This is a genomic window from Arthrobacter sp. HMWF013 (assembly GCF_003061105.1).
Classification (GTDB): Bacteria; Actinomycetota; Actinomycetes; order Actinomycetales; family Micrococcaceae; genus Arthrobacter.
Genome location: NZ_QAIQ01000334.1, coordinates 1 through 11,403 on the forward strand (window position 1 = coordinate 1; position 11,403 = coordinate 11,403).

At 63.6% G+C, this 11,403-nt stretch carries 12 protein-coding genes and 1 pseudogene; 7 read left to right on the top strand and 6 right to left on the bottom strand.

The window, feature by feature from the left end:
- The 3 genes from DBR22_RS12635 to DBR22_RS12645 all read left to right on the top strand — a co-directional run.
- The coding region (locus tag DBR22_RS12635) for an ABC transporter substrate-binding protein (RefSeq protein ID WP_108599307.1) at positions 1-1,043 on the top strand (1,043 nt) is incomplete at its 5' end.
- Positions 1,044-1,076: 33 nt separating this feature from the next.
- On the top strand, positions 1,077-2,063 hold the full coding sequence (locus DBR22_RS12640) for a carbohydrate ABC transporter permease (protein WP_108599308.1): 987 nt from the start codon (positions 1,077-1,079) through the stop codon (positions 2,061-2,063).
- An 80-nt stretch (positions 2,064-2,143) separates the two neighbouring features.
- On the top strand, positions 2,144-2,977 hold the full coding sequence (locus DBR22_RS12645; protein WP_258229179.1) for a carbohydrate ABC transporter permease: 834 nt from the start codon (positions 2,144-2,146) through the stop codon (positions 2,975-2,977).
- 105 nt (positions 2,978-3,082) lie between these two features.
- Here the strand turns inward: DBR22_RS12645 and DBR22_RS12650 are convergent, their stop codons facing one another.
- The gene (locus DBR22_RS12650) at positions 3,083-4,015 is read right to left on the bottom strand and encodes a general stress protein (protein ID WP_258229177.1); all 933 of its coding nucleotides are present in this window, start codon (positions 4,013-4,015) and stop codon (positions 3,083-3,085) included.
- Positions 4,016-4,091: 76 nt separating this feature from the next.
- Here DBR22_RS12650 and DBR22_RS12655 point away from each other — a divergent pair, with 76 nt between their 5' ends.
- From DBR22_RS12655 to DBR22_RS12665, 3 genes are read left to right on the top strand one after another with little or no spacing between them, the layout of a single operon-like run.
- Positions 4,092-5,375, top strand: coding sequence for a magnesium transporter MgtE N-terminal domain-containing protein (locus tag DBR22_RS12655; protein ID WP_108599310.1), 1,284 nt, complete (start codon positions 4,092-4,094; stop codon positions 5,373-5,375).
- Entirely contained in the window at positions 5,368-6,168 is an 801-nt protein-coding gene (locus DBR22_RS12660; protein WP_108599311.1) for a DUF1003 domain-containing protein, read from the top strand. The genes DBR22_RS12655 and DBR22_RS12660 overlap by 8 nt, the downstream gene beginning before the upstream one ends.
- 11 nt (positions 6,169-6,179) lie before the next feature.
- Positions 6,180-7,307 carry an Mrp/NBP35 family ATP-binding protein gene (locus DBR22_RS12665; RefSeq protein ID WP_108599312.1) on the top strand — a complete coding sequence of 376 codons (1,128 nt, stop codon included), beginning with the start codon at positions 6,180-6,182 and terminating at the stop codon, positions 7,305-7,307.
- A gap of 9 nt (positions 7,308-7,316) precedes the next feature.
- Here the strand turns inward: DBR22_RS12665 and DBR22_RS12670 are convergent, their stop codons facing one another.
- The 3 genes from DBR22_RS12670 to sigE all read right to left on the bottom strand — a co-directional run bounded on the left by DBR22_RS12670 (position 7,317) and on the right by sigE (position 9,271).
- Positions 7,317-7,733 (bottom strand): Sec-independent protein translocase TatB, encoded by a 417-nt coding sequence (locus tag DBR22_RS12670; protein WP_108599313.1) that lies wholly within the window; start codon positions 7,731-7,733, stop codon positions 7,317-7,319.
- A 69-nt stretch (positions 7,734-7,802) separates the two neighbouring features.
- Positions 7,803-8,645 (bottom strand): anti-sigma factor, encoded by an 843-nt coding sequence (locus tag DBR22_RS12675; RefSeq protein ID WP_258229178.1) that lies wholly within the window; start codon positions 8,643-8,645, stop codon positions 7,803-7,805.
- Between the two features lie 8 nt (positions 8,646-8,653).
- Positions 8,654-9,271, bottom strand: a complete 618-nt coding sequence (sigE, locus tag DBR22_RS12680) for an RNA polymerase sigma factor SigE (RefSeq protein ID WP_108599314.1) — start codon at positions 9,269-9,271, stop codon at positions 8,654-8,656.
- A gap of 228 nt (positions 9,272-9,499) precedes the next feature.
- Between sigE and DBR22_RS12685 the strand changes: the two genes are divergently transcribed.
- Positions 9,500-10,132, top strand: coding sequence for an O-methyltransferase (locus DBR22_RS12685; protein ID WP_108599315.1), 633 nt, complete (start codon positions 9,500-9,502; stop codon positions 10,130-10,132).
- Positions 10,133-10,185: 53 nt separating this feature from the next.
- Here the strand turns inward: DBR22_RS12685 and DBR22_RS12690 are convergent, their stop codons facing one another.
- The gene (locus DBR22_RS12690; protein ID WP_009357720.1) at positions 10,186-10,353 is read right to left on the bottom strand and encodes a DUF3117 domain-containing protein; all 168 of its coding nucleotides are present in this window, start codon (positions 10,351-10,353) and stop codon (positions 10,186-10,188) included.
- 234 nt (positions 10,354-10,587) lie between these two features.
- Positions 10,588-11,403: pseudogene (locus tag DBR22_RS12695) on the bottom strand (hypothetical protein); the annotation flags it as partial.

Sequence of the window (11,403 nt, forward strand, 5' to 3'; positions counted from 1 at the left end):
TGTATGGCCTTGGCACCACCTTCACACCCACTGCGTACTCCACCGGCGCCTTTGTGAAGCTCGGCGACAACGAGTGGAACCAGCTCGGTGGCAAGGACAGGTTCGTCCCGGCCGCGCTGGGAATTTCCGGGCCGGATGAATCCAACCAGATCGGTATCCCCTTCGTGAGCAGGCCCTTCGTGATGGCCTACAACACCGAACTGCTTTCTGCTGCCGGCATTGAAAAGCCCGCAACCACGTGGGACGAATTCACGGAACAGGCCAAGAAGCTCACCAAGGGTGACCAGTACGGTATTGCCGTTGCGTACAAGGACAACTTCGATCCCTGGAAGTACATCTGGGGCATGTCCATCCAGGCCGGCAACCCCATCATTGACGGCAGCAAGGTCCGCATTGATGACTCCATCACTAAGAAGGCCTACGAAACCTACTTCGGCTGGGTGACCAAGGACAAAGTGGTTGACCCCTCCTCGGTGGGTTGGGCCAACCCGCAGGCACTGGCTGCATTCGCGGCAGGCAAAGCCGCCTACTTCCCCATGACGTCCCCGCTGTCCATCCCCGCCCTGGATGCCTCGGCCGTCAAGGGCAAATACAAGTACGCCCTGATGCCCACGGTTCCGCCAGGTGAGAGCTCCAACCCGTCCGGCGGCAAGCCTGCCGCAAGCATCCTCTCGGGTGACAACCTCGTGGTGGCCGACTACTCGAAGCAGAAGGATCTCGCCTTCGCGTTCATCAAAATGATCACGGAAAAAGACGTCCAGCTTAACTACTTCAAGGTCTTCGGCCAGCTTCCGGCCAACCAGGAAGCCGCGAAGGAACTGGAAACGAATGAGATGATCGCGCCGGCACTTGAATCGGGCGCCAAATCAGTCGCCACTCCATTCAGCGGGGCCTGGGGCGATGTCCAGCTGTCACTGACCAACGTGGTTGTTCAGTCCATTCCGGACCTCTCCTCCGGATCCGTCAGCGATGCCAACCTGTCACAGCGTCTGAAAGACGAACAGGCCAAGTCGCAGACAGCACTGGACCGGGCCAAGAAGTAGAACCGACCGAACTCCTCCGGAAGGTTAAGAAACATGGCAAGCAGCGTCACCGAGCCCCGGCCGTCGGACAGCAGTCCGGCGGCCGGGGCGGCCGCCGGACCCGGCACGCCCGAAACACATCCCAAGCGCCGGAAAGGCCTGAGCGAGCGTAACCGGCCGCTTTGGCTCCTGATCCCGGGCGGACTCCTGATGACCATTGTCATCCTTGTCCCCCTGGCCATGGGCATCTGGATGTCCCTGATCGACCTCGATCAGTACACCCTGCGCCAATGGGTCAGTGCCGAGTTCATCGGCATCCAGAACTACATTGAAGCTGCGATGAGCAGCGACCTGCTCCGCTCCATCTGGCTTTCAGTTTCCTTCGCGGTGATTTCCACAGTAGTGACAATCCCGCTGGGCGTGGCCGCCGCCGTCGTCACCCAGAACGCCTACCGTGGCCGTGCCCTGGTGCGGTCCATCTTCCTCATCCCCTACGTATTGCCCTCGTTCGTGGTGGCCAGTGTGTGGCGGACCATGTTGCAGCCAGATGGCATCGTGAACGTCACGTTGAACAACATGGGCATGGACGGCGGCTTGTGGCTCAACGGCCCCAACGCGTACTGGACCCTTGTGTGGGTGGAAATCTGGGCGGCCTGGCCGTTCATCTACCTGCTGGCGCTCTCCGGCCTGCAGGCCGTGGACCACGAGGTCCACGAAGCATCGGCACTGGATGGTGCCCTCTGGTGGAACAAACTGCGGTACGTGATCTTCCCCTACCTTAAGGGTCCGGTCTCGCTCGCCTTCCTGCTGGCCACGTTGAACCACATCAACAACTTCACGCTCCCGTATGTCCTCTTCGGCGCCCCGGCACCATCGGACGTGAACGTGCTGCCGATCCTGGTCTATGTCACCAGCTTCCAAAGCTTCCGGTTTGGCCTGAGCGCGGCAATGGCAGTGGTTTCGCTGATCCTGATTGCCATTCCGCTTTTCATCTACCTGCGCGCAGTCCGGCTTGATGTGCACGAAGGAGGAAAGAAATGACCCTCGACGCCGCTAACCCGATCGAGCAGCAGAAGAAGCAGCCCATCCGGCGGGACGCAGCCCTGGAAGTCACCCGGCTCATGCCACGGCCTCTGCTGGCCATCCTGACGGTGCTGCTGTGCGCCCTGGTTCTTACCCCTATCGCGTATATCTTCCTGGCCTCGCTCAACACGGATGTGGGAGTTGCCAGCGGCGAATTCTGGCCGAGCAGTTTCTCCTTGGACAGCTACAGCAAGATCTGGGATTCGGTGGGGCTGGCAAAGGCCATCGGCAACAGCCTGATTGTCTCCGGCGCCACTGCGGTGGTGTCAGCGATCATGGCGATCGGAACCGCTTATGTCCTGGTCCGGTTCTCATTCTGGGGGCGCCTGACGGTGCTGCGCGGGTTGCTGGGCCTCCAGTCCATTCCGGGAACCCTCATGCTGCTCCCCGTGTTCGTTCTCTTCTCATCCGCAGGCACCTACCTGGGTGTGACGGTGATCGGAACACTCTGGGGCCTGTTCATCGCCTACCTGACCTTTGCCCTGCCGTTCTCAACCTGGGTCATGGTCACCTACCTGCGAGGCCTCCCACGGGAACTGGAAGAAGCGGCACGCATCGACGGCGCCTCGAATATTGGCATCCTTTTCCGGATCATCATTCCGCTGAGCTGGCCCGGCATCATCGTTTCAGCCATCTTCGCGTTCCTGCTGGGCTGGAATGACGTGCTGTTCGCATCAGTATTCACCCGCCCGGACACCCACACAGCCGCAGTGGCCCTGCAGGTGTTTGCCTCCGCCGTCGAGGGTGGCGCGATCCCGGTCTACTCGCAACTGATGGCCGCCGCCCTGGTCTGCGCCGCTCCCGTGGTGGTGCTGTACTTCATGTTCCAGAAGTACCTCGTTGGCGGCCTGACCGCCGGCAGCGTCAAATAGCGCCTACCGCTTAACGCCTCAGGCCCGGGTTGGATACTCTCCCCCGGGCCTGACGCGTTACAGCGTTTACGGTGCCGCCGCATTCCAACCGGCGCCGCTCGTTGACTAAGGTGCTGATTCTCCGCGGTCCTGGGCTGATTCCGGCCGGGCCTTGGGCTGGTCCGCAACGGGCTGATCCGAAACCGGCCCGCTTGAGGCAGGCTGGTCCGTCACCCTCACGCCGTACTGGGGGCGGCCGTCGGGAAGATCGGGATAGCGGACCGCAGCGGGCGCTTTGGCGGGCTGGGCGGCAGCACCCTCCTGCTGGACAGGCTGCTGCCCGGATTCTCCGGCAGCGGGGCTACTGGCACCGTGCTGCCCGTAGGGATCGTTCCAACTGGCGGGGCGGACAGGTGCCTGGCCCTGCTGGGGACCGGGCTGGCCCTGACTGCCGGGCTGGCCCTGTGTGTCCTGCTGGCCGGGCTGGCCAGGCTGGCCGTAGGGCTGGTTCTGGTAACCCTGTGCACGGTAGGCACCGGTTGCCGCATCGGAGCGGGTCATCGGCAACTGCTGCAGGAGCCGGCGCGCCTCATGGGCGGCTTCCGGTGAGACCACGACGTCGTAGTTGGTGGCCACCACCTGGCTCGTGGACGTGAAATCGCGCTTCCCACGCTGCATCGCGTAGGTAACAATGCCGAAGAGCATAAAGAAGGCTGCACCCATCAGCACGGATGCCAGGATGGAAAAATAGCCCGGGGACGGGGCGAAGAAGGACAGCATCACGCCAACAAAAAGGCCGAACCACATGCCGCTGAGCGCACCGGAGAGGGCCACCCGGGGGTAGCTGAGGCGGCCGGTCACCCGCTCCACCATCTTCAGTTCGTTGCCCACAATGGAGACCATGTGGACCGGGAACTGCTGATCGGCAAGGTAGTCCACCGCCTTCTGCGCATCCAGGTAGGAGTTATACGAACCGACGGTGTCACCGGAGGGAACCGTCCGGGCGTCGTCCGGCGCATTGGGGCCGCCGGCCTTGGGAGCACCAAAAATGTTTGACATACGTCCATTCTTGCCCATATGGATGTGTGCCGCCTGTAATTCAGCTAAAAGTGAGCAGACTCGGTAGCCTGTAGAGGTGAGTACAACTCCTACACGCGTCTTTGTGGCGCGCCTCCTGGGTCTGGACGTCTTCGATCCCCTCGGTGACCGGCTGGGCCGGCTGCGTGATGTTGTTGTGCTCTCTCGCGGCACCCGCGGCGCCCCGCACGTGGTGGGCATCGTCGTCGAAGTTCCCGGCAAAAAGCGTGTGTTTGTGCCCATGACCCGCATTACTTCGATCGACCAGACGCAGATCATCTGCACCGGACTGGTGAACCTGCGGCGCTTCGAGCAGCGCGGTGCGGAGACCCTTGTGGTCGCCGAAATGTTCGACCGCCGGGTCACCCTCAGGGACGGCAGCGGCGACGCCACGATTGAAGACATCGCCATGGACCAGCACCGCTCCCGCGACTGGTTCGTCAGCAAACTGTTTGTGCGCCGTGGACATTCCCTGTCCCCGCTCAGCCGCCTGCGCCGCAACGAGACCCTGATCATCGACTGGGCCGACGCCCTGCAGGGTGCGCGCACCGAACCGCAGGCCGCCACCCAGTTCGTGGCCACCCATGAGGACCTCAAACCCGCTGACTTCGCCGAGGCGCTGCAGGAAATGAGCGACAAACGCCGCTTCGAAGTTGCCAGCGAGCTCCAGGATGAACGGCTGGCCGATGTCCTCCAGGAGCTTCCCGAAGACGACCAGGTGGAAATCCTCTCAGCCCTTGACGTCCAGCGCGCGGCGGACGTCCTGGAGGAGATGGACCCGGACGACGCCGCGGACCTCCTCGGTGAGCTTCCCTCCGCACAGGCGGAAGAACTGCTGCAGCTGATGGAACCCGAGGGCGCCGAGGACGTGAGGCGGCTGCTCGAATACGACGAGGACACCGCGGGCGGCCTGATGACCCCGGTTCCGGTCATCCTGCCTCCGGAAGCCACCGTGGCCGAAGCACTGGCACACGTCCGGCGCGAGGAGCTCTCCCCTGCCCTGGCATCGTCGATCTTCATCGCCCGGCCACCGCTGGAAACCCCCACCGGCCGCTTCCTTGGCGTGGTCCACATCCAGCAGCTCCTGCGGTTCCCCCCGTTCGAGCCCCTGGGCAACCTCGTGGACAAGAACCTTGAACCGTTGTCGGACCAGGCCCACATCAGTGAAGTGGCCCGCACCCTGGCAACCTACAACCTGAATTCCCTGCCTGTGGTCAACGATGCCGGCCGGCTTGTGGGGGCGGTGACTGTTGATGACGTTTTGGATCATCTGTTGCCGGATGACTGGCGTGCCTATGATGGCGAAGCCCCAATAAGAAAGCTGGGAGGCCGCATTGGCTGATAGCGGCGCTCCGAAGAATCCGGGCCGGCGGACACCGGCCAAGAACGCGGACAAAGGTGGGCTGGACACGCCCCTGAGCGGCCGCCAGCGCATCCTGCCCAAGTTCTCGCCTGATCCGGACGCGTTCGGCCACGCCACCGAGGGCTTCGCCCGGTTCATGGGTACCCCGCAGTTCCTGGTGTACATGACGGTGTTCGTTGTGGTCTGGCTGGTGTGGAACACGTGGGCACCGCAGGAGTGGCAGTTCGACTCCCGGCTCCTCGGCTACACGCTGCTGACACTGATGCTCTCGTTGCAGGCCTCCTACGCGGCCCCTCTTCTGCTGCTGGCCCAGAACCGGCAGGACGACCGCGACCGCGTGTCACTCCAACAGGACCGGCAGCGCGCTGAGCGGAACCTTTCGGACACTGAGTACCTCACCAGGGAGCTGGCATCGCTGCGGATCGCCCTGCGCGAAGTGGCCACCAGAGATTATGTACGGGCGGAACTTCGCTCGCTCCTTGAGGATCTGCTGGAGGCTCAGGAGGAGCTGCGGACGCACGACCCTGCCGGCGCAGGCAGCCACGAGTCCCCGCGTGAGAAGGTCAAGGAGAGGCTCAAGGACAAGCGCGACAAACAGCGGAACCCCCGCACGCAGCAGATTCCCAAGGTGAAACCGAGCCACGCCGCCTACCGGGAAGAGAGCCCCGTGGACGCCGCCGTCAAGGACGCAGCCCTCACAGAACCGGCCCGCAGGGATCAGGTCAAGAAGGATCCCGGCGCCCCACAGCAACCCCCTATCCCCGAAAGCTGAGCCCTGCACGAATGAGTCCCACCTTGGAGCAGTCAGTCCACGCTGCCCTGGCAACCGTGATCGATCCCGAGCTGCGCCGCCCCATCACGGAACTTGGAATGGTGGATTCGGTGCGGATTTCCGACGCCGGCCACGTCAGGTTGGCGGTCCTGCTCACCATCGCCGGCTGCCCTTTGAAAGACACCATCACGGCGGACTCCGAAAAGGCGCTGTCCGCAGTTCCCGGAGTGACCGCCGTCGAGGTTGAACTGAAAGTGATGAATCAGGCGCAGCGGGATGCCCTGAAGGAACAGCTCCGCGGCGCCGGCGGCCAGCGCGGGATTCCCTTTAACCAGCCGGGCTCGCTCACCAAGGTTTTCGCTGTGGCCAGCGGAAAAGGCGGCGTCGGCAAGTCCTCCGTCACTGTGAACCTGGCCTGCGCCCTCGCAGCCCAGGGCCTGCGCGTGGGCATCGTCGACGCAGACGTCTACGGCTTCTCAGTCCCTGCCCTGATGGGCATCACGCAGGCGCCCACCCGCGTGGATGACATGATCCTGCCCCCGGTCGCGTACGGCGTCAAAGTCATCTCCATCGGCATGTTCGTGACCGGGAACCAGCCCGTCGCCTGGCGCGGGCCCATGCTCCACCGAGCCCTGGAACAGTTCCTGACCGACGTCTACTTCGGTGACCTCGACGCCCTCTTCCTTGACCTTCCGCCCGGCACCGGCGATATAGCAATTTCGGTCGCCCAACTGCTCCCCAAGGCTGAGATCCTGGTGGTCACGACGCCGCAGGCTGCGGCAGCCGACGTCGCCGAGCGCGCAGGAGCGATCGCGACTCAAACGGGGCAGTCGGTGGCCGGCATCATCGAGAACATGTCGTATCTGGAGATGCCCGACGGCGGCAGAATGGCTCTGTTCGGAAGCGGCGGCGGAGCGGTTCTCGCCGAACGGCTCACGGCTACGGTGGGCACCGACGTTCCGCTTCTGGGCGGGATTCCGCTTGACATCCTCCTGCGGGAGGGCGGCGACGCCGGAATGCCCATCGTGCTTGGCCGGCCGGAAACCCCCGCGGCCATCGCGCTCACGGCAATAGCGGGCAAATTGGCGGCGAGGCCTCGTGGCCTGACAGGGATTAAGCTGGGCCTGCAGCCGCGCTGAGCGTCCGGCTTAGGTGGCTTCGGTGTCGAAAGGTGCCGCCTCGCCCGGGGGCAGGACCTGGACAACCCTTTCAGGACGGGCGGAAGCTGCTGCGGCTCCGCCCGCGGCAACAACGGCCGCACCGGAGACAGCCGCAACAGCTGCAGGCGCCCCGGAACTGACAGGCTTCGTGTCGTCATCAAGGAGAGCTTCCTTGATGATGCGCCGCGGATCGTACTGGCGGGGATCATATTTCTTCCAGTCGACATCATCGATGTCGATCCCCACTTCTTCCTTGATCTGCTCACGCGCACCCGAAGCCATGCGGCGGACTTCCTTCACCAGATTCGCGAGTTTCTGGGTGTATTCGGGCAGCCTTTGGGGGCCGATCACCAGGATGCCGATGAGCAGCAGAAGGAAGAACTCCGGGCCGTTGATACCAAACACTTTAGGAAGATTACCCTCTCCGGAGCCCCACTGACGATTCCTGCCCACTGGCCGTGGAACCTGCCTGGATCAGGGCCCCAGCATTTCTCCGATTTTACGGATTCCCCGCTCCATCCGGGCAGCAGGGGAATCGTCAGCCGCGGCTTGCGCGGGAGCAGGCTCAACACTGACGACCGTATTGATGCCCTCGACCGCCGCCTCACTGAGACCCTGGAGCAATGGAACGGCGTCGTCGGCCTGGTCAGCCGGGAGATCGGAGGTCACCAGGAACGTACCGGCGGCCGTCTCATACGTGGCCGTCCACGGAGCACCGCTGGTGACCAGCAGTTCCCCCACCCTCCGGCCAGGCTCCGTGGAGTGCTGTTCCACGACAGTGGCGTAGTGCTGTCCGTCCGACAGGTGCATCTCCACCGCCGGCCGGCCGTTGAGGGTCACCGCTTTGGCGGTCTGGACGTGGAAACCCAGGGATTCCAGCCCCGGACAGACCCAGCCCTCGGAGCGGAGGGCGGACAACTGGGGCTCACTGAGCTCCCTGCCGTCAGCCGGCAACTGCGAAGTGTGCTGGACCAGGTTGCCGTTCATTGCGGTCCCGGCCAGGGGAAGGCTGTCCCCGGCCAGCGCAAAGGCACTGATGGCCAGGATTCCGGCCGCGGCGGCGGTTCCGCCAGCGGTCAGGGCCAGGATCCTGGCAGCAGGGTGCTGGCCCGTGGCGGGCTCCGGGGCGGCTGCGAGCAGTTCAGTTCTGGACAGCAGACGCGCAGTCAGGTCCTCGCTGGCCGGGGGCACAGCCGCACCCCTGAGCCGTTCAAGGTACTGGCGTTCGCGACTTATGGTTGCGGCACACTCTGTGCAGCTGCGCACGTGCTCGGCGCCACGGTGATGCCGGCGGCCAAAGGGGTTTTGGGGCGTCATGGTGCCGATCAGAGGATGCCGGCGATGCGTGGAAGCGAGAGCTTCGGCTTCCGGCCCTGCTGCGGACGTGGGTCACGGTGAGCCAGTTTTTCGCGAAGCATGGTGCGGCCCCGGTGGATGCGGGAACGTACTGTTCCCAGTTTCACGCCAAGGGCGGCTGCAACTTCGTCGTAGGACAGGCCTTCCAGATCACAGAGGACGACGGCGGCGCGGAAGTCCGGCGGCAGCTCCTCCAGGGCAGCCTGGACATCGAGGTCGAGGTTGTTCAGCTCGAAGCTCTGCTCCGGTCCGGGCTCACGCCCGGGAATCCGGGATTCTGCGTCTTCTGCCAGTGCGTCGAACCGGATGCGGCTCTTCCTGCGGGCCTGGTCCAGGAACAGGTTGGTGGTGATGCGGTGCAGCCAGCCATCGAGGGTGCCGGGCTTGAAGTTCTCAAGCGAGCGGAAAACACGGACGAACACTTCCTGGGTGAGGTCCTCGGCGTCGAACTTGTTGCCCGTCAGACGGTAGGCAAGCCGGTAGACCTTGGCGGAGTGGTTGGCCACCACTTCTTCCCACGTGGGTCTGACCCAATCGGCGGCGGTATCTTGTGTTGCAGGGACAATTGCCACGCCTGATGCTGACATCGTCCACTCCCCTCGTGCATTTGCTGACGCCCGGATACTTGTCATCACTGATTCGGCGCCGGCCGCCTTGCGGATGACCGGATACTAATCATTTCAAAATTGGCTGGGAATTACCTGACCGGGGTTGTTTTCAGCCAAAGGCGCAACAGGTTGCCCTCCGCGGATGGTACGCGCGGACACAGTAGGCTGTATTCAACACTCCCCTGCCGCCCAGAAAGCGAATCCCCCATGAGCGCCGACAAGTCCACGAGCTGGTCCTATGCAGAAGATCTGCCCGCAGAGGATGAGGTCATGCTTCGGGCGAGGGAACGCTCCTTCGAGCTGGGCGTGACGCCCATCGGCCAGGGAGTCGGCGCGGTCCTCACGGTGCTTGCCGCCGGCTCCAAAGCCCAGACCGCCGTCGAAATCGGAACCGGGGCCGGAGTTTCCGGAGTGTGCATCCTGCGGGGCCTGGGCCCGCAGGCCGTGCTGACCACCATCGACGTCGATGTGGAGCACCTTAAGGCCGCCCGGGAGGCATTTTCCGAAGCCGGGAGTCCGGCCAACCGCACCCGTACCATCTCCGGACGTGCAGGCGATGTGCTGCCGCGCCTGACCGACGCCGCTTATGACCTCGTGTTTGTCGACGCTGACAAGCCCGGGCTGCCCGGCTACGTGGAACAGGGGATCCGGCTCCTGAAGACCGGCGGCCTCCTGATCATCAATGACGCCTTGGACAAAGACCGCGTCGCCAATCCCGCTGCCCGGGACGCCAACACTGTGATTCTCCGCCAGGTGGGCAAGGCCATCCGCGACGACGACCGCCTGGCTTCGGCGATGCTGCCCACCGGCGACGGACTGTTGGTAGCGGTCAAGAAGTAGAAACGTGACAGGGCCCGCAGCTTGCAAGCTGCGGGCCCTGTCACGTCGGAAGATTATTCGGTAACGCCTACGAGGCATTCCTTGAGGTTTGCCGCTTCCGCCGCGTTAAGTTCGACCACAAGGCGTCCGCCGCCTTCGAGCGGAACGCGCATGATCAGGCTGCGGCCCTCTTTGGTGACTTCCATAGGGCCGTCGCCGGTGCGTGGTTTCATAGCCGCCATGAGGAATTTCCCCTCCATTTAGTCCCAGGACATTCCAGCCCGGGCGGGCTGTGTCCGCGTGGTCATATCAAGCCGCTATGGCGGCACGTACTGATGCCGCCATGGCCGAACATTTCTGAATGATTTTGTCCTTGCTTACTAACTATTATCCCGTAATTACCCGTACGTAGCTAATCGATGGACATTTCCGGCCGCGTCGCATTCTCCGAATGGCCGGCCTGTCGGCGCCAGGGATCACGGTGGATAATCACCGCCCCCCGGCAATTGGGCCCACGCCCACAGCCAGACAATCCAAACGATCTGGAGCAGGACAAACATTGTAATAACCGTCCCGCGGTAGGCGCGGGAACGGGACAGGAGTGCGGCGCCGAGAGCCAACGGAAAAAGGGGCAACAGCATTCGGAAGGTGCTGGTCTGCGGGTGCAGGAAAAGGAGGAGATAGCCCATGTAGCAGGCACACCACAGCCGGAGCTCGACGCCGAGCCTGACCACAGCCGGAGTAAACAGCATGAGTCCGAAAAGAGCGGCAAAGACAAATGGGGCCACTATTCCCAGGACCGGCCCGAAGAGGTCGATTCCGGTATCGAACCACGGCTTGAATAGCACGAGGTCGTGCCCGCGCCACACCGTTTCGGTCTTGGTATACGCCTCGATGTCGCCGGTTGCCAACCAGGCCGCTGCCGGCCAGAGCAAGGCGGAGGCCCCGCCCACAGCGGTGAGGCCGGCCAACGATGCCAGCTCACGAAGGCCAGGGTTTGGTTCCGGCTCACTACCGCGGACCCGTGCCACCAGCCGGACAACAAAAAGAAGTCCCAGCATCATCGCGAAGGGAACCCCAACCGGGCGTGAAAGGCACAACAGAATTACCACCGGAATAGCCCAGACGTAACGGTGCCTGATGATCAGGAGTAACGCTGTAGCGAGCAGGAATACGGTCAGCGGCTCCGCGTAAGGCACCTGGAGAATGGCGGATACGGGAAAAGCCGAAAAGAAGGCAACCCCCCAGAGGGCCGTGCCGTGTGGAGCCTTGTGCCTGAACAGGCTGTACAC

Excerpts from the sequence above, each read along its gene's own strand:
- DBR22_RS12640 (WP_108599308.1), top strand. The coding sequence starts at position 1,077 with ATGGCAAGCAGCGTCACCGAGCCCCGGCCGTCGGACAGCAGTCCGGCG.
- DBR22_RS12645 (WP_258229179.1), top strand. The coding sequence starts at position 2,144 with ATGCCACGGCCTCTGCTGGCCATCCTGACGGTGCTGCTGTGCGCCCTG.
- DBR22_RS12650 (WP_258229177.1), bottom strand. The coding sequence starts at position 4,015 with ATGTCAAACATTTTTGGTGCTCCCAAGGCCGGCGGCCCCAATGCGCCG.
- DBR22_RS12665 (WP_108599312.1), top strand. The coding sequence starts at position 6,180 with ATGAGTCCCACCTTGGAGCAGTCAGTCCACGCTGCCCTGGCAACCGTG.
- DBR22_RS12675 (WP_258229178.1), bottom strand. The coding sequence starts at position 8,645 with ATGACGCCCCAAAACCCCTTTGGCCGCCGGCATCACCGTGGCGCCGAG.
- sigE (WP_108599314.1), bottom strand. The coding sequence starts at position 9,271 with ATGTCAGCATCAGGCGTGGCAATTGTCCCTGCAACACAAGATACCGCC.
- DBR22_RS12685 (WP_108599315.1), top strand. The coding sequence starts at position 9,500 with ATGAGCGCCGACAAGTCCACGAGCTGGTCCTATGCAGAAGATCTGCCC.
- DBR22_RS12690 (WP_009357720.1), bottom strand. The coding sequence starts at position 10,353 with ATGGCGGCTATGAAACCACGCACCGGCGACGGCCCTATGGAAGTCACC.